16 protein-coding genes are annotated in these 14,441 nt (G+C 70.9%); 8 read left to right on the top strand and 8 right to left on the bottom strand.

The genetic code is table 11. From position 1 onward, the window contains the following. Window positions 1–10: 10 nt before the first annotated feature. Window positions 11–358 carry a VOC family protein gene (locus AB0B45_RS39645; protein WP_358141950.1) on the top strand — a complete coding sequence of 116 codons (348 nt, stop codon included), beginning with the start codon at window positions 11–13 and terminating at the stop codon, window positions 356–358. A 30-nt stretch (window positions 359–388) separates the two neighbouring features. Here AB0B45_RS39645 and AB0B45_RS39640 read toward each other — a convergent pair whose 3' ends face one another. The 3 genes from AB0B45_RS39640 to AB0B45_RS39630 are packed head-to-tail and all read right to left on the bottom strand — an operon-like array spanning window position 389 to window position 2,112. Next, window positions 389–766 carry a DUF3037 domain-containing protein gene (locus AB0B45_RS39640; protein ID WP_358141947.1) on the bottom strand — a complete coding sequence of 126 codons (378 nt, stop codon included), beginning with the start codon at window positions 764–766 and terminating at the stop codon, window positions 389–391. Beyond that, on the bottom strand, window positions 766–1,575 hold the full coding sequence (locus AB0B45_RS39635) for a HipA family kinase (protein ID WP_358141944.1): 810 nt from the start codon (window positions 1,573–1,575) through the stop codon (window positions 766–768). Before AB0B45_RS39635 ends, AB0B45_RS39640 begins: the two co-directional genes overlap by 1 nt. Window positions 1,576–1,584: 9 nt before the next feature. Beyond that, on the bottom strand, window positions 1,585–2,112 hold the full coding sequence (locus AB0B45_RS39630) for a hypothetical protein (protein WP_358141941.1): 528 nt from the start codon (window positions 2,110–2,112) through the stop codon (window positions 1,585–1,587). A 68-nt stretch (window positions 2,113–2,180) separates the two neighbouring features. On the opposite strand from AB0B45_RS39630, the gene AB0B45_RS39625 reads away from it, so the two are divergent. Continuing rightward, complete coding sequence (locus tag AB0B45_RS39625; protein ID WP_358141938.1) at window positions 2,181–2,729, top strand: TetR/AcrR family transcriptional regulator; 549 nt, start codon at window positions 2,181–2,183, stop codon at window positions 2,727–2,729. A gap of 12 nt (window positions 2,730–2,741) precedes the next feature. On the opposite strand, the gene AB0B45_RS39620 is transcribed toward AB0B45_RS39625, so the two are convergent. Further along, window positions 2,742–3,593: a TIGR03619 family F420-dependent LLM class oxidoreductase gene (locus AB0B45_RS39620; protein WP_358141935.1), complete on the bottom strand. Its 852-nt coding sequence runs from the start codon at window positions 3,591–3,593 to the stop codon at window positions 2,742–2,744. Between the two features lie 40 nt (window positions 3,594–3,633). Between AB0B45_RS39620 and AB0B45_RS39615 the strand changes: the two genes are divergently transcribed. Then, window positions 3,634–4,545 carry a transposase gene (locus AB0B45_RS39615; RefSeq protein ID WP_358142085.1) on the top strand — a complete coding sequence of 304 codons (912 nt, stop codon included), beginning with the start codon at window positions 3,634–3,636 and terminating at the stop codon, window positions 4,543–4,545. Here the strand turns inward: AB0B45_RS39615 and AB0B45_RS39610 are convergent. Together AB0B45_RS39610 and AB0B45_RS39605 are read right to left on the bottom strand one after the other, a co-directional pair. After that, window positions 4,528–5,790, bottom strand: a complete 1,263-nt coding sequence (locus AB0B45_RS39610) for an LLM class flavin-dependent oxidoreductase (protein WP_358141932.1) — start codon at window positions 5,788–5,790, stop codon at window positions 4,528–4,530. The two genes, AB0B45_RS39615 and AB0B45_RS39610, sit on opposite strands and share 18 nt — an antisense overlap. Continuing rightward, the gene (locus tag AB0B45_RS39605; protein WP_358141929.1) at window positions 5,787–6,560 is read right to left on the bottom strand and encodes an alpha/beta hydrolase; all 774 of its coding nucleotides are present in this window, start codon (window positions 6,558–6,560) and stop codon (window positions 5,787–5,789) included. The genes AB0B45_RS39610 and AB0B45_RS39605 overlap by 4 nt, the downstream gene beginning before the upstream one ends. Before the next feature lie 57 nt (window positions 6,561–6,617). Between AB0B45_RS39605 and AB0B45_RS39600 the strand changes: the two genes are divergently transcribed. The 5 genes from AB0B45_RS39600 to AB0B45_RS39580 all read left to right on the top strand — a co-directional run bounded on the left by AB0B45_RS39600 (window position 6,618) and on the right by AB0B45_RS39580 (window position 12,616). Then, entirely contained in the window at window positions 6,618–7,412 is a 795-nt protein-coding gene (locus AB0B45_RS39600; protein ID WP_358141927.1) for a TIGR03619 family F420-dependent LLM class oxidoreductase, read from the top strand. A gap of 8 nt (window positions 7,413–7,420) precedes the next feature. Continuing rightward, window positions 7,421–8,779, top strand: a complete 1,359-nt coding sequence (locus tag AB0B45_RS39595) for a serine/threonine-protein kinase (RefSeq protein ID WP_358141924.1) — start codon at window positions 7,421–7,423, stop codon at window positions 8,777–8,779. 90 nt (window positions 8,780–8,869) lie between these two features. Further along, window positions 8,870–10,960, top strand: coding sequence for a PASTA domain-containing protein (locus AB0B45_RS39590; RefSeq protein WP_358141921.1), 2,091 nt, complete (start codon window positions 8,870–8,872; stop codon window positions 10,958–10,960). 89 nt (window positions 10,961–11,049) lie between these two features. Then, complete coding sequence (locus tag AB0B45_RS39585) at window positions 11,050–11,400, top strand: hypothetical protein (RefSeq protein WP_358141918.1); 351 nt, start codon at window positions 11,050–11,052, stop codon at window positions 11,398–11,400. 4 nt (window positions 11,401–11,404) lie between these two features. After that, window positions 11,405–12,616: a hypothetical protein gene (locus tag AB0B45_RS39580; protein WP_358141916.1), complete on the top strand. Its 1,212-nt coding sequence runs from the start codon at window positions 11,405–11,407 to the stop codon at window positions 12,614–12,616. Between the two features lie 72 nt (window positions 12,617–12,688). On the opposite strand, the gene AB0B45_RS39575 is transcribed toward AB0B45_RS39580, so the two are convergent. Together AB0B45_RS39575 and AB0B45_RS39570 are read right to left on the bottom strand one after the other, a co-directional pair. Beyond that, window positions 12,689–13,219, bottom strand: coding sequence for a TetR family transcriptional regulator (locus AB0B45_RS39575; RefSeq protein ID WP_358141913.1), 531 nt, complete (start codon window positions 13,217–13,219; stop codon window positions 12,689–12,691). 66 nt (window positions 13,220–13,285) lie between these two features. Continuing rightward, window positions 13,286–14,374 carry an alcohol dehydrogenase catalytic domain-containing protein gene (locus AB0B45_RS39570; RefSeq protein WP_358141910.1) on the bottom strand — a complete coding sequence of 363 codons (1,089 nt, stop codon included), beginning with the start codon at window positions 14,372–14,374 and terminating at the stop codon, window positions 13,286–13,288. Window positions 14,375–14,441 lie beyond the last annotated feature (67 nt).

Here is a 14,441-nt window from a genome sequence, read left to right as displayed (position 1 = left end):
GGAGCCGTCGATGACCGTTCGCCGTGTCGTGCCCAACATCACCTCCGAGGCCATCCAGGAGAGCAGGGACTTCTACGCCCTCCTGGGCTTCGAGGAGGTGATGAACCACGGCTGGATCATGACCCTCGCCTCGCCCACCCAGCCCGCCGCACAGGTCAGCGTCATGACCGCCGACCAGACCGCGCCCGTCAACCCCGACCTGAGCGTCGAGGTGGACGACGTGGACGCCGCCTACGCGGCGGTGTGCGAGAGCGGCGCGGAGATCGTCCACCCGCTGCAGGACGAGGAGTGGGGCGTGCGCAGGTTCTTCGTCCGCGACCCCAACGGGCGAGTGATCAACATCCTGGGACACCGCTAGAGCCCGCCGTCCGGGGCCGGCGGGCCGGCGTCAGAGGCGGACGAGGCGGTCGAACAGGCGCGCGAGTTCGGCGTCGGGGTCCGTGGTCAGGCCCGCGTGGACCGCTGAGGTCTGGACGACCGTGCTGCGCGGGGCGGTCAGCCAGCGGAACCGGCTGCCCAGGGACTCGCCCACGAGCGGCCCCGCGGAGTCGCCGCACGCCAGTTCGTAGGCCGCCAGCGCCAGCCGTACCTCGGCGGGGTCGGTGCCGGGGTCGAGGGCGCGCAGGCGGGACTCGTCGAGTTCGACGCGTGCGCACAGGTAGGCGCGCGGCTGGCAGTAGAGCAGGATCCCGGCGTTGATCTGCTCGCCACGCTCCATCTGCGGGATGACGCGGATGACGGCGTACTCGTAGACGTCGCGCTCCATCACTCGTCTCCCTGCTTCCAGAAGGCGCCGACCGAGCCGGGGCCGCTCTTCCGCTCGTCCTTCGGAGAGGTTCGCAACCAGTCGCGGGGTCCGTGGGCGCGGGCCAGCAGGTGTTCGACGTAGGCGTCCCGTACGGCCTGCGCCGACTCGAACCCCTGCTCCGCCTCCAGCCACTCGTCGGGCACCAGCGCGGTGATCTCGGTGAGGAGCTCCCTGGTGATCTTCGCGGCCAGCCGGTCGCCCGCCGCGTGGACGTCGGCGGCGAACGGGGCGAGGACGTGGTCAGCGGCGTCGAAGGGCCGCTGCGGGTCGGCGTTCTTCCAGCTGTAGTGGAACCACAGCGCGGCGCCGTGGTCGATGAGCCAGGTGTCGTGGTGCCAGACCAGGAGGTTGGGGTTGCGCCAGGTCCTGTCGACGTTGTGGATGAGGGCGTCGAACCACAGGACCTCGGCGGCGAAGCCGGCATCGGGGCGCCACGACAAAGGGTCGAAGCCGAGCGCGCCGGGCAGGAAGTCGATCGCGACGTTGCGTCCCTCGCTGGCCCGGAGCAGCTCCTGGATCTCGAAGTCGGGTTCGCGCAGGCCGATCTGCGGGTCGAGGTCGATGAGCTTGAGCTCGGGAGTGCGCAGGTCGAGCCGCCTGGCCAGCTCGGCGCAGATGATCTCGGCGACGAGGACCTTGGGCCCTTGTCCCGCGCCGCGGAACTTCACGACATAGGTGCCGAGGTCGTCGGCCTCGACCACCCCCGGCAGCGACCCGCCTTCCCGCAACGGGGTCACGTAGCGGGTCGCCGTTATCTCTTCCAGCATGGGAGGAGGCTATCGGGCCATCGCGCGCCGCTTGAGCGCGCCCAGCATGACGCGGCGCACGAAACCGCTGCCGAGCCTGATCACCGCCCAGTAGCGGGCCATCGCCCGGCGGGCGTCGGGGCTGGTGGTGATCACTCTGGTCTCGGTCGTCAGCAGGACGCGGCCGCCGCCGAGGTCGGACAGGTGGAAGCTGAAGACGGCCTTGCCGTACCCGGGCAGGTCGAAGCTCTCCCAGTCGGCGACGGGGAGGTTGGTCGCGGCGCCGAGCCGCCACCACTGGCCGACCACGCCCTGCACGATCTCACTGCCGGGCACCTCCTCGAGCACGTCGAAGACGGGCAGATCGTTCTGGGCGTGCCCGTGGAGCAGGCGCGAGACGAGGTTGCGGACCGCGAACAGCGGTCGCGCCGCGCGGATGTCGCTCGCCTTCAGGTCGTGCAGCGCGGCCCAGACGCGTTCGCGGGGGGCGTCGATGACGATCGAGTGCCGCTCGGCGTGTTCGGGGTGGGGGATGTACCGGTCGGCCAGGGTGGGCATGCGCGATCCGCCTTTCCATACGGTTGCGTATGGAAAGACCATACGCCCCCGTATGGCAGGCTGGGCGCATGGGTCGGGTGAACGCGGAGGACTGGGCCAGGGCGGCGCTCGACGCGCTCGCGGACGGCGGGCTCACCGCCGTGGCGGTGGAGCCGGTGGCGGCCAGGCTGGGAGTGTCGAAGGGCAGCTTCTACTGGCATTTCGCCAACAGGCACGCGCTCGTGGAGGCGGCGCTCGCGCTGTGGGAGTCGCACACCGAGCAGGTGATCGCCCGGCTGACGGACGTCGGCGACCCGGCCGAGCGGATGCGCGCGCTGCTGGAGCTGGCGTTCGCCGATCCGGCGGACGCGGCGATCTCGTTCAGGCTGATCAGCGCGGCGGACGATCCGTTCATCGCGGAGGTGGTCAGGAGGGTGAGCGCGCGCAGGCTCGCGGTGATGCGGGCCGCGCTGGAGGAACTGGGGCAGCCCGCCGCCCGGGCCTGGGACAGGGCGGTCGCGGGCTACAGCGGTTACCTGGGGATCGCCGCCCTGACCAGGATCGGCGTGGTCGAGACGGCGCCCAGGGACATCGTGGCCCAGGCGCTCGCCGAGCTGGGAGTGCCCCAAGCCCGGTGAGCTCTGTGCGCCTCACATCCTGGCGATGACCTCCTCGGCGAAGCGCTCCATCGTGTCGGTCTTGGGCTCGTCGGGCGACAGCCACCAGGGGGCGGCCATCGTGCCGGTGATGCCCTTGTCGGCGAAGCGCTTGTAGGTGTCGGCGTCGGGGAGCACCGCCAGCGGGGCGATGATCTCCAGCGCGTCCTCCTGCCTGCCGTACTCCTTCAGGTAGCGGCGCAGGTCGGCGAGGACGGCGTCGATCTGCTCCTCGGTGTAGATCCTGTTGCCGATCCAGCCGTCGCCGGCGCGGGCCGCCCTGCGCAGCGCCGCCTCGCTGTCGCCGCCCACGTAGATCGGGATCGGTACGGCGGGCACGGGCGACATCGACAGCGACGGCAGGCCAGGCAGGTCGACCTGCGCGCCCGACCAGAGCTCGCGCAGGCGAGGGAGCATCTCGTCGAGCCTGCGCCCGCGCGTGTGGAAGTCCTGCCCCGTGGCGACGAACTCCTCCTTGCACCAGCCGACGCCCACCCCGAAGCTGACCCTGTCGCCCGACAGCACGGCGGCCGTAGAGACCTGCTTGGCCACGGTGATCAGGTCGCGCGCGGGCGCGATGTAGACGTTGGGCGAGAAGCGCAGCCGCGTCGTCACCGCCGACATGGCGCCGATCGTCACCCACACGTCAGGCCAGTGCGTCTCGGCCGTCCACCGCATCCTGCCGTACGGGTACGGAGTGCTGAAGTCGGCGAAGAACAGGTGGTCCGACAGCGTGAAGGTGTCGAACCCGCAGCGTTCGGCCGTCACGGCCAGCTCGACGAACTCCGAGGTGTCGCAGAAGGATGCGCCGAGCCAGAACTTCATCGGCTGTGCCTCATGGTCCATCACTCCTTATGTCAGAACTCTCTGTAATGACTTCATCTCAATGGGTAATATGCGTGGTGATCATAGGAGGCGGGTGATCGTATTGGCGTTTCACAGGTCGGAGGCTAAATGTGTAGGTCTGCCGTCTGTCATACAGCTTCGGCTCAACCCGGTCCCCGGAGATGCGGTGCGGCTGGCAGCGGCGATGGAGCTGTGTAACGAGGCTGCCACCTTTGTCTCCCGGCTGGCTTGGTCGCACAGAACCTTCAAGCTGGTCGCGTTGCATCGTCTGGCCTGCTACGAGGCGCGTGCGGCCTTTACGGGAAACCTGGCCGTGACCTCTGATGGGGTGGTGCTCCCTGGTGCCGCGCTGCCGGGCACGATTCGCGGTAACGCGCACGTGCGCGCCATACGTGCTCGGCGGCACCGCCAGCGCCGACGGTTGCAGCGCAAGAGGTCCTCGTCGGCGCGGCGGATACTGCGCCGCATGTCCGGACGCGAGCACCGGATGATGACGGATGTCAATCATCAGATCAGCAAACACATGGTGCGAGAGACCGAACGCACCGGCCGAGGCATCGCCATGGAACAACTCCACGGCATCCGCGGGCGGGCAAGGGCTTATCGGTCCCAGCGGCGCACCTTGCACTCCTGGGCGTTCGCCCAGCAGATTGCGTTCACGCGTTACAAGGCCGCACGACTCGGGATCGCTTTTGCGCTGGTGGACCCGTCCTACACAAGCCAGTGCTGCCCTGAATGCGGTTTCGTCTCGAAGGCCAACCGGCCAGTACGCGGTCGGTTTCTTTGCACCAGGTGTGGCCTCGCTGGGCACGCCGATCACATCGCAGCTCGCAACATCGCCCAGCGCGCCGTCGCGAGCGGGGGCGCAGTCAATCGCCCGCACGCTACCGGCCTCCCTTCCTCCAGATGGGACCGTGAGAGCAAGTCTTCGGGATCACCCGGAGGTAGTTGACTGGAACTCCGGGATGACCTTGGTGGCGAACAGTTCGAGGTTGCGCTTGACGGTGTCGAGCGGGAGGACGCCCTGCTGGCCCTGCATGTACAGGCCGAACCACTCCAGGTCGGGCATGCGGTCGAGCATGCGCTGGATGCCGCGCTTGACGTCGTCGGGCGAGCCGAACAGCGCCATCTCGACGTCGTTCATCCGGCGCACGTCGCCCTTCTCCGGCGAGATCGGCTGGTGCTTGTCGTCCTCCTTCTTGCGCAGCACCTCCAGGTAACCGAAAGGCCCGAAGAACGCGGCGAAGTCCTTGGGGATCTTCTTGCCGTAGGTGTTGATCGCCTCTTCGGTCGTGTCGGCGATTCCGACGATCTTGAGGATGCCGGTGTGCTCGCCCAGCTTGTAGTCGCGGCCCTGCCTGGCCGACTCCTCCTGGTAGAGCTTGGCCTTCGCGGCGTGGTCGTCGGGGTTGGGGGTGAACATCCACGGCATGATGTCCTCCTGCGCGGCCCTGATGACCGAGCGGTCGGAGATCGTGAACGGCTGCCACAGCTCGGGATGCGGGTTCTGGTACGGCCTGGGGCAGACGCTGACCGCCTGGACCTTGCCGTCGTCGTCGAGCTCGCCGGGGGCGCCGAAGGTCCGCGTCCACTCGGTGGCGGGCCAGCCCTCGATCCCCTCGAAGGGATACGGCACCTGATAGTCGAGGACGTCGGACTTGTAGCGAAGGGTCTCCTGTGTCCAAGCCATCTTCATGATCTTGAGGACTTCGCCGAAGACGTCGAAGTTGCGGTTGTCGCTCGACGAGCCGTCCGACCTGGCCGCCGCCGCGTGCCAGCGCTGGCCGAGCACGTTCATCCACCGGTTCTGGTAGCCGCGCGCCACCCCCAGCCGCAGCCGCCCCTTGGAGAACTGGTCGAGCAGCGCCACGTCCTCGGCCGCCCTGATCGGGTCCCATGCGGGCAGCACGAGGCCCAGCGGCGCCAGTAGGATCCGCTCCGTCCTCGCGGCCAGGTCGGTGAGGAACATGAGCGGGTTGACCGAGAACTCCATCCCCTCCGAATGGAAGTGGTGCTCGGTCATCATCAGCGCGTCGAAGCCGATCCTGTCGGCGTGCACCGCGATCTCCCGCACCTCGTGCAGCAGCCTCTGGTACGACTCGGTGTCCCGTCCGATCGGCCGCTTGGCCCGCGCGTTCTCCTCGGCCGCGTACCCCGAGCCGGGGATCTGGGGGTTCAGAAAGATGGCGAACTTCACCGGGAGATCTCCTTCAGCCATTGATTGACCACGAGCAAGAACTCGGCGGGCCGCTCCTCGTGCAGCCGGTGTCCGCTGCCCTGCCAGCAGACCGTGCGCGAGGCGGGATGCTTGAACAGGCCCGTCTCCCACGCCGCCTGCGCGGGGTCGGTCCAGAAGGTGAGGACGGGGCACTCGCGCCGCGACAGGTACGGCCCGGCCGCGCCCCGCGAGCCGATGGCCTCCTCCCCCGACCACAGCCCGTCGAAGGCCTCGGCCAGCACGTGCGGCGGCGTGGCCAGCAACCGGCGCCGGTGCCACTCGCGCAGCCAGCCGGGCGAGGCGGGGGTGTAACACCATTCGTCGATCTGTACGGCGGGCCTGTCCCGCATCGCGACCGCCATGGCCACGACCTCGTCGGGACGCCCGTAGCCCGGATCCACCGCGACGACGGCGGCCACGCGCGAGGGATGCTCGACGGCGAGCCGCGAGACGATCACCCCGCCCATGGAGTGGCCGACGGCCACGAACCGCTCGACGCCGAGCTGGTCGAGCAGTTCCATGAGGTCCTCGGCCATGCGGACGGGGTTGTTGTCCTTCTCCCCTGCCGAGGAGTAGCCGTGCCCGCGCAGGTCCACCGCGATCACCCGGTGCTTGCGCGCGAGAGAGGGGATGTGCTGGGCCCACTGGTGGGAGTCCGCGCCCCAGCCGTGGACGAGCAGCAGCGTCGTGTCGCCTGAGCCGTCGTCGGTGTAGAACAGCCGCACGCCCGCGACCGCAGCGAATCCCATGAGCGGCAAGCTACTCTAAGAAACGGTCCCGAGCAATCGCTTGGTTAAGGAGCGGTCATGCGGCTTGGCGTCACGATGTTCAGCACAGACCTGGCGATGCCCGTCGCCGACCTGGCCAGGGCAGCGGAGGAACGCGGCTTCTCCTCCCTCTACCTGCCCGAGCACACCCACATCCCCGTCTCCCGCCGCACCCCGCCGCCGACGGGGACGCCGCAGCTCGCCGAGGAGTACCGGCGCACGCTCGACCCCCTGGTCGCCCTCGCCTCGGCGGCCACCGTGACCTCGACGATCACGCTCGGCACCGGCATCCTGCTGGCCGCCCAGCGCGAGCCCATCGTCACCGCGAAGGCCGTCGCCACGCTGGACCACCTGTCGGGCGGGCGCGTGGTCGTCGGGGTGGGCTTCGGCTGGAACGTGGAGGAGATCGAGAACCACGGCGTGCCGTACAAGGACAGGAGGGAGGCGGCCAGGCGCAACGTGCTGGCGATGAAGGCGCTGTGGAGCAGGGAGGTCGCGGTCTTCGACGGCGTCGAGCCGTCGTGGTCGTGGCCCAAGCCGCTCTCGGGACCCCCGGTCTACGTCGGTGGTGCGGCGGGGCCCAAGCTGTTCGCGCACGTCGCCGAGTACGCCGACGGGTGGATGCCGATCGGCGGCAAGGGCATCAAGGCCGCGCTGCCCGCCCTGAGGGAGGCGTCGGCGACGGCGAAGGTCATCCCGTTCGGCACGCTGCCCACTGACGGCAAGCTCGACTACTACGCCACGCTCGGCATCGAGGAGACCGTGCTGTCGCTGCCGAGCGGGACGGCCGACGAGGTCCTGCCGGTTCTTGATCGGTATGCCGCGTTCCTATAGTTGTCGGCATGCCGTCGAGCCCCCTCCAACCAGGCGATCCGCAGGACCTGCGGGGATACCGGATCCTCGCCCGTCTCGGGGAGGGCGGCCAGGGCGTGGTCTACGAGGCCCTGTCCCCCGAGGGGGAGCGCGTGGCGGTCAAGTGGCTGCACGCCCGCAGCCACAGCGCCGAGCGGCGGTTGCTGGCGGAGATCGAGAGCATCCGCAGGGTCGCGCCCTTCTGCACGGCGCGCGTGCTCGACGCGGGAGTGGCCGACGGCAGGCCGTACGTCGTCAGCGAGCTGGTCGAGGGCGTCTCGCTGCACGCGCTGGTCATGCGGGAGGGGCCGCGCGCGGGCGGGTCGCTCGACCGGCTCGCGGTGGGCACGATGACCGCGCTCGCGGCGATCCACCGGGCCGGCGTCGTGCACCGCGACTTCAAGCCGCAGAACGTGCTGCTCGACCGCGAAGGGCCGCGGGTGATCGACTTCGGGATCGCGCGGCTGCTCGATTCCACCAGCACGCTCGGCGCGCAGCCCGTCGGCACGCCCGCCTACCTCGCGCCCGAGCAGATCAGCGGCGAGCCGGCGGGGACGCCCGTGGACCTGTTCGCGTGGGGGCTGACCATGTCGTTCGCCTCCAGCGGGCGGGCGGCGTTCGCGGCCGACTCCTATCCCGCGGTGCTCGGCAGGATCCTGTACGGCACGCCGGATCTCGGTGAGCTGTCGGGGCCGCTGCGCGAGCTGGTCGTGGCGTGCCTGGCCAGGGCGCCGGGGGGCAGGCCCACAGCGGAGGAGGCGCTGGCTGCCCTGCTCGGCGGTCCCATCGGCCCGGACACGGGCATCCCCCGGCAGAGGGCGGCCACCTCCGGAGGGGGAGGCGCGCGAGAGGAGCCCGCTCCCGGTCGCGCGGCCGGAACGTGGCAGGAGGCGGCGGACGTGGGGCACGGAGCCACACTCGTCTCAGGCGAGCACCGGGTCAGGCCCCGCCGCGCCCCGCGCCGGTGGATCGCGGCCGCCGCCGCGGGCGCCCTGTCGGTGGCGGCGGGCGCGCTGGTGGTCGCGAGCCCGTGGCGGAGCGAGCCACCGCCCCTCGCCGGCGAGTGGTCGGGCGCGGCGCATCACCCTAGCTCTAAGGTCACCTTCTCGATACGGCTGAGCCTGCCGGGTGACGCGGGCAAGGGGACGATGCGCTGGGGAGAGGGCCTCCACTGTGACGGCGTCCTGACCAGAATCGACACGGCCACCTACGACCTGTCGCAGGTCAGGGGCGAGGGATGCCATCCGGGCAGGGTGGTGTTCGCCGCCGAGGGCACGCGTGGCTACACGTTTCAGGTGATCAGAGCCGGTGAAGACACCCCTCGCTACACCGGAAGTATCCAGAAATAGGACGTTACAACGGCGTCACGGTCCGTTGACGCGCCGCGATCCCTCGACTTCAGTAGAGAGGTCACCGGTGGGCGGCGAGGGGAGGCGCCCGTGCCGAAACCGCTCAGGACGGGGGACCCTCAGCGACTGGGCGACTACGAACTGTCCGGGCGGCTGGGGGAGGGCGGTCAGGGGATCGTCTACCTCGGCACCTCAGGCGAGGAGTCTTTCGCGATCAAGCTCCTGCACGGACCTGTGGGGGACGAGCCTGCGGCCTTCATGCGCGAGGTCGAGCTGGCCAAGCACGTCGCCCGGTTCTGCACGGCGCAGGTGGTCGACGCCGGGTTCGACGACGGCAGGCCGTACATCGTCAGCGAGTACGTAGAAGGGCCCTCGCTGGCCAGGGACGTGGCGCTGGAGGGGCCGCGCAGCGGCGGCGCGCTCGAACGGCTCGCGGTCGGCACGGCCACCGCGCTGGCCGCCATCCACCGCGCGGGCATCGTGCACCGCGACTTCAAGCCGCAGAACGTGCTGCTCGGGTCGGACGGCCCGCGTGTGATCGACTTCGGCCTCGCCAAGGCACTGGACGCGGCCGCGACGGTCAGCGGCAGGGGAGTGGGCACTCCCGCTTACATGGCGCCCGAGCAGATCACCGCGTCGGCGATCACCGGAGCGGTCGACGTGTTCTCGTGGGGCGCGACGATGTGCTTCGCGGCCAACGCCTCCGCGCCGTTCGGCCAGGACTCGGTGGCACCGGTGCTCCACCGCATCCTGACCGCGCCGCCCATGCTGGGCCGGCTCGACGGGCAGCTCGGCGACCTGGTGGCGCACTGCCTGGACAAGGACCCGCGCAACAGGCCCACCAGCAGGGAACTGCTGCTCGAGCTGCTGGACGCGGGCGAAGGCGTGCCGGTGGAGGTGCTGCGCTCACCTCCGCCGCACATCCTGCGTGTGGATCCGCACCCGCTGGCCGAGCCGGAGGCGACGGGCGCCGCCGGCGGATACCTGCTGCCCGAGATCCCCGCGCAGCGCGGCGCCGAGTCCGTCTCGGGCGCCAGACCGATTGCAGCGGCTCGCGCCTCGGGACGGAGCGGGGCCTCCGCCGGGCACCCCGTGGTCCCCTGGTCGGACGAGCATCTCTCGAGTGGCTGGAGCCAGGCGCATCCCTCATGGCCGGGCCCCGCGGGCCGGACGCCGGAGGCGACGCATCCTGGCCGCTGGGTGGGGCCCGCGGCCAACAGGGTCTCGCTGGCCGTCTCGTGCGCACTTCTGATCAGTGCCGCGGTGCTGGTCGCGGTGCTGGTGCCCGCGCTGCGGAGCGTCGGGACCCCAGCCGCCACCGCGCCCAAGCCGGTGGCCGTCGCCTCGACGCCCGCGCCCTCGTCCGGCCGGCAGAGCTCGGGCAAGCTGAGGGACACGCCCGCGACGACCGAGCGTCCGCCGCCCGCGACGGCCCCCGCCTCGTCTCCCGCCTCGCCTCCCGCCCAGCCGATGCTGTTCCCTGTGCCGGCGGTCGTGGGGATGGACCGTTCCGCGGCGATCGCGGCGATCGAGGGCGCAGGACTGGTCGCGGGATCGGTGACCGAGGCCGGCTCCTCCCGGCCCGCGGGCGAGGTACTCAGGAGCACGCCCGGTCCGGGAACCAGACTGGCCAGGGGCTCCAGGGTCGACCTGCGGGTGTCGGCGAGCGGCGTCGAGGTGCCCGCGCTGGCGGGCCTGTCCCGCGAGGCTGCCGCCTCCGCGCTGACGTCCGCGGGGCTGAAGGTGGGGAAGATCAGCAGGAGCTGCTCCGACCTGCCGAACGATCAGGTGATCAGCAGCAGGCCTGGAGCGGGCGCCCGCGTGACCTCTGGCCGGGCCGTGGCGCTGACGGTGGCCCGGCGCGGTGCGCCGGTGCCGTCGGTCGTGGGGATGTCCAGGGGCGAGGCGCGGGCGTCGTTGAGGGGCGCGGGCTTCGCCGTACGGCTGCGCCCGCAGATCGTGGTCGACGTCGGCGCGGTGGACTCGGTGCTCGGGCAGAGCGTGCCGCCCGGCACGTGCGCAGGGCCCGGCCGGGCGATCGTGATCACGGTGGGCGTGGCGGCGCAGTCGCTCCCCGACCCGGCCGAGCCGTCCACGCCGCCCGACGTGGATCCACCGGCGGGCACCGACCCCGAGCCGACCCCCACACCGACCTCGGGTGAGGGCTCGCCTACCGGATGACCGCGGGCAGATGATCGTCTTCCGCTGTTGGCCCGTTGATCAAGTCGCGTTCACCGGACGCACGAGTGCGTGTTCGTATCCTCGGACCCATGCCATCCCAGGACGAGCAGCGGGTCCTGCAGGTCGATCACGACAGCCTGCGGTCCACCGCCATCGTGATCCAGAAGGTCGCCGACCGGTTGGAGGAGCTCATCGGCCGGACCCTCGCCGGCGCCCACGGCCGGGCCGACAGCGACGCCGGCGCACCGGGCGCGCTCTTCGACGAGGAGTACACCGCTGTGCGAGAGGAGGCGGTCGTGGCCTACGCCTCGCTGGTCCGGCGCCTGAACGGGGTCGCCGAAGACCTCTCCACCGCCTCCGCCAACCACCGCAAGGGTGAGGCGGCCTCCGTGGCCGCCATCCGCAGGGACGGCGCGTTCGACCTTCGCGCGGACGTGTGAGCCGGTGGATCTGTCCGGCTCGCTGGCGAAGCTGTATGCCCTGGTCAAGGATGTCGCACCCCTGCCGGACGACGACGATCAGGAGCGGATGCGCAGGGCGAGGGCATGGATCGAGCTGGGCGGAGAACTGCGGCAGGGGTCGAAGCGGATCGAACCCGCGGCCGAGTACCTCTGGACCGCCAACAGCGGTGCCGACGTGGCCGCCCTCCAGACCATGTGGCACGGCGAAGACGGCCCCAGCCGCCAGCTGGCGGCCGGCGCGGGGGCCGCGGAGCTGATGGGTGCCGGCACCATGGTCGTCGTGGTGGTGCGGGTCGCCTGGAAGGCGGTCGTCCTCTACATGCTCGCGGTGCTCGCCGTGTCGCTGGTCCGCGCCCTGATCGCAGGACCCGCGGGCTATGTCCTCTGGGCCGCGCGGCTGGTGGGCGTACGGCAGGCGTTGCGGACCCTGCTCCTCCAGGCGCGGCGCCACGTCGGCGAGGTGGTGGTCGGCACCCTGGTGCGCGCCAGGGCGACCCTGACCGGGCTGTTCATGTCCATACCCGCGCTGCCCGTCGCCGCGGCCGCCGCCAAGTACTACGTCAAGTACGGTCTCGAACCGTCCGACGAGGAGGCGCGCAGGAGGACCGAGGAGGAGCTCGCCCGGACTCCGGCGGGGCGCGAGGCGCTGGCCTGGGTGCGGGACCACGGCATCACCGTCCTCTTCCTGAAGAGCGAGGTCGGTGACTTGGCGGGCGGCTTCTCGGCGGCCGGGGACTTCACCGATTCTCTGAACGTGCTGCGGATCGGGAGCGCGGACTCGTCTTCGGCGGCGAGCCTCGCCGAAACCTATGTGCACGAGGTCAACCACGCCCGCCACCAGAACGCACCCGACGCCCTCCGGATGGGGCGCGAGGAGTTCATCAACGCGGGGCTCGACGAAGAGGTCGAAGGTGACGTCAAGGCGCACGAGTTCGCGCGGCAATCCGCCGGTACCAGGGGCACCGAGATGATCGACAGCTACGGCTCGTCCTACGACCGCGCGATCGCCGACGCGCAGGACGCTCGCCGCGCGGCCGGACAACCACCGCTGACCAACGAGGAGGCGCACGGTATCGGCGACCGGGCGGGACGGGCCGCGCTTCGCGAGAAATTCGTCGCGGCGGGATACGCGGAGAATCTCGGCAAGCAATGGGACCGCCGGTGGCTGACATTCGCGGAGGACACCCTCATGTGACGCCGGCGCGCGTCCATCGGTGAGGCCGTCGGGGTGTGACGTCAGGGCCTGCCGAATTCGCCGGTCTCGGGGTCAGATGGCGAGCGCGGCCGCGGTCAGGGTGGGCAGGACGCTGTCCTCGGGCAGGTCCATCGTCTGGACGACGCCCCACTGGAGCGCGCCGAGCACGGCCCACCCGCGCACCCGGGTCTCCTGCGAGGGGTCGGGGCCGACGAGTTTGGCGAAGATCTCGTCGCGGAAGGTTCTGATGGCCTCGCCCGGCGAGCCGGGAGGCGCGTCGTCGGCGCCGCCCAGGTCCTCCATGACCAGCCTGATCACCGCGCGGTGCCGTACCGTGAACGCCACCAGGGCCGTCACGAACGCGCTCCGGTCGGGGAAGTCCGCTCCGAGCAGGTCGAGCATGTCGTCGGCGCAGGGCGCGATCAGCTCGGCGGCCAGCGTGTCCTTGGGATGGAAGTGGTAGGCGACCGCCGTCTTGGTGAGCCCGACCGCGGCGGCGATGTCGGCCAGCGAGGTCGCGGCGTAGCCTCGCTCGGCGAACAGCGCGCGGGCGGCGGCGAGGATTCTGGTGCGGGTGTCACGCCCCTGCTCGAGTGTGGTCATCGTCCCGCTTCCGCCGGCCGCCGCGAATGATCGCACCATCGTAGGGCGCGGCGCGGCCGGACAGGGTCAGAAGACGATGACGGAGCGGGCGACGGCTCCCTGGCGGACGTGGGCGACGGCCTGGTCGATGTCGGTCAGGGGGAGGCGTTCGGTGACCAGCCCGTCGAGGTCGAGCCGGCCGCGGAGGTACTGCGCGGCGAGCATGGGCAGGTCGCGCAGGGGCGCCGCGTCGCCGCCCTGGGTGCCCATGAGGCGACGGGACGCGAACAACAGCCCTGGCTCGACGGTCAGGGGGGTGCCCGCGACGGGGCTGCCGACCATGACGGTGGTGCCGCCGGGCTGGGTGGCGGCGAAGGCCTGGCCGAGGACGCTCGCGACTCCAGTGGCGTCGAAGGCGTAGTCGACGCCACCCCGCACGATCTCGCCGACCTGCTGGGGGAGGTCGCCGGCGAGCAGCGTGTGGGTGGCGCCGAAGTGGGCGGCGAGCTTGAGCTTCTGCTCGACCACGTCGGCGGCGATGATCGTGGTCGCGCCCGCCAGTACCGCGCCCTGGACGACGTTGAGGCCGACGCCGCCGCAGCCGACGACCAGGACGCTGGAGCCGGGGGTGACCCGCGCGACGTTCAGGACGGCGCCGACGCCGGTGATGACGCCGCAGGCGAGCAGGCACATCGCGTCGAAGGGAGCGTCGGGCGCGATCTTCACGCACATCGCCTCGCGGACGACGGCGTACTCGGCGAAGGAGCCGATGCCGATGAACCTGCGAGTCTCCTGGCCGTCCATGGTGATCCTGGGCGCCCCGCCCATGATCGCGGTCAGCCTGGCGGGACCCGAGCAGAGGTGGAAGCGGCCCGCTCCGCAGTGCCGGCACTTCCCGCACGCGCCGCTCATCGCGATGATCACGTGGTCGCCGGGTTCGACCGCCGTCACGCCCTCGCCGACGCTCTCGACGATTCCGGCGCTCTCATGGCCCAGGATGAACGGCAGCTGCCGGACGACGGGGCTCTTGCCGTCGATCGCCTTGAGGTCGGACCCGCACACGCCGGACGCCTTGATCTGGACGCGCACCTCGCCGGGGCCCGGATCGTCGATCTCCACCTCGCGGATCTCCATCGGCTGGTGGAATCCGGTGAGGACGGCGGCGCGCATCAGCATGCGCCACACGCTAGCAAGCAAATGCTTGGTTTAGAAGCGTTGACACCCATTCCGCCCGAACCTACGC

The sequence above is a fragment of the Nonomuraea sp. NPDC049152 genome, from assembly GCF_040648355.1.
Taxonomy (GTDB): domain Bacteria; phylum Actinomycetota; class Actinomycetes; order Streptosporangiales; family Streptosporangiaceae; genus Nonomuraea.
This window is presented reverse-complemented; position numbering and strand designations above follow the sequence as displayed.

Bases quoted from the DNA above. Each gene is read 5' to 3' on its own strand.
- AB0B45_RS39645 (WP_358141950.1), top strand. From the start codon at position 11: ATGACCGTTCGCCGTGTCGTGCCCAACATCACCTCCGAGGCCATCCAG.
- AB0B45_RS39640 (WP_358141947.1), bottom strand. From the start codon at position 766: ATGGAGCGCGACGTCTACGAGTACGCCGTCATCCGCGTCATCCCGCAG.
- AB0B45_RS39635 (WP_358141944.1), bottom strand. From the start codon at position 1,575: ATGCTGGAAGAGATAACGGCGACCCGCTACGTGACCCCGTTGCGGGAA.
- AB0B45_RS39630 (WP_358141941.1), bottom strand. From the start codon at position 2,112: ATGCCCACCCTGGCCGACCGGTACATCCCCCACCCCGAACACGCCGAG.
- AB0B45_RS39625 (WP_358141938.1), top strand. From the start codon at position 2,181: ATGGGTCGGGTGAACGCGGAGGACTGGGCCAGGGCGGCGCTCGACGCG.
- AB0B45_RS39620 (WP_358141935.1), bottom strand. From the start codon at position 3,593: ATGGACCATGAGGCACAGCCGATGAAGTTCTGGCTCGGCGCATCCTTC.
- AB0B45_RS39615 (WP_358142085.1), top strand. From the start codon at position 3,634: ATGGGTAATATGCGTGGTGATCATAGGAGGCGGGTGATCGTATTGGCG.
- AB0B45_RS39605 (WP_358141929.1), bottom strand. From the start codon at position 6,560: ATGGGATTCGCTGCGGTCGCGGGCGTGCGGCTGTTCTACACCGACGAC.
- AB0B45_RS39600 (WP_358141927.1), top strand. From the start codon at position 6,618: ATGCGGCTTGGCGTCACGATGTTCAGCACAGACCTGGCGATGCCCGTC.
- AB0B45_RS39595 (WP_358141924.1), top strand. From the start codon at position 7,421: ATGCCGTCGAGCCCCCTCCAACCAGGCGATCCGCAGGACCTGCGGGGA.
- AB0B45_RS39585 (WP_358141918.1), top strand. From the start codon at position 11,050: ATGCCATCCCAGGACGAGCAGCGGGTCCTGCAGGTCGATCACGACAGC.
- AB0B45_RS39575 (WP_358141913.1), bottom strand. From the start codon at position 13,219: ATGACCACACTCGAGCAGGGGCGTGACACCCGCACCAGAATCCTCGCC.
- AB0B45_RS39570 (WP_358141910.1), bottom strand. From the start codon at position 14,374: ATGCTGATGCGCGCCGCCGTCCTCACCGGATTCCACCAGCCGATGGAG.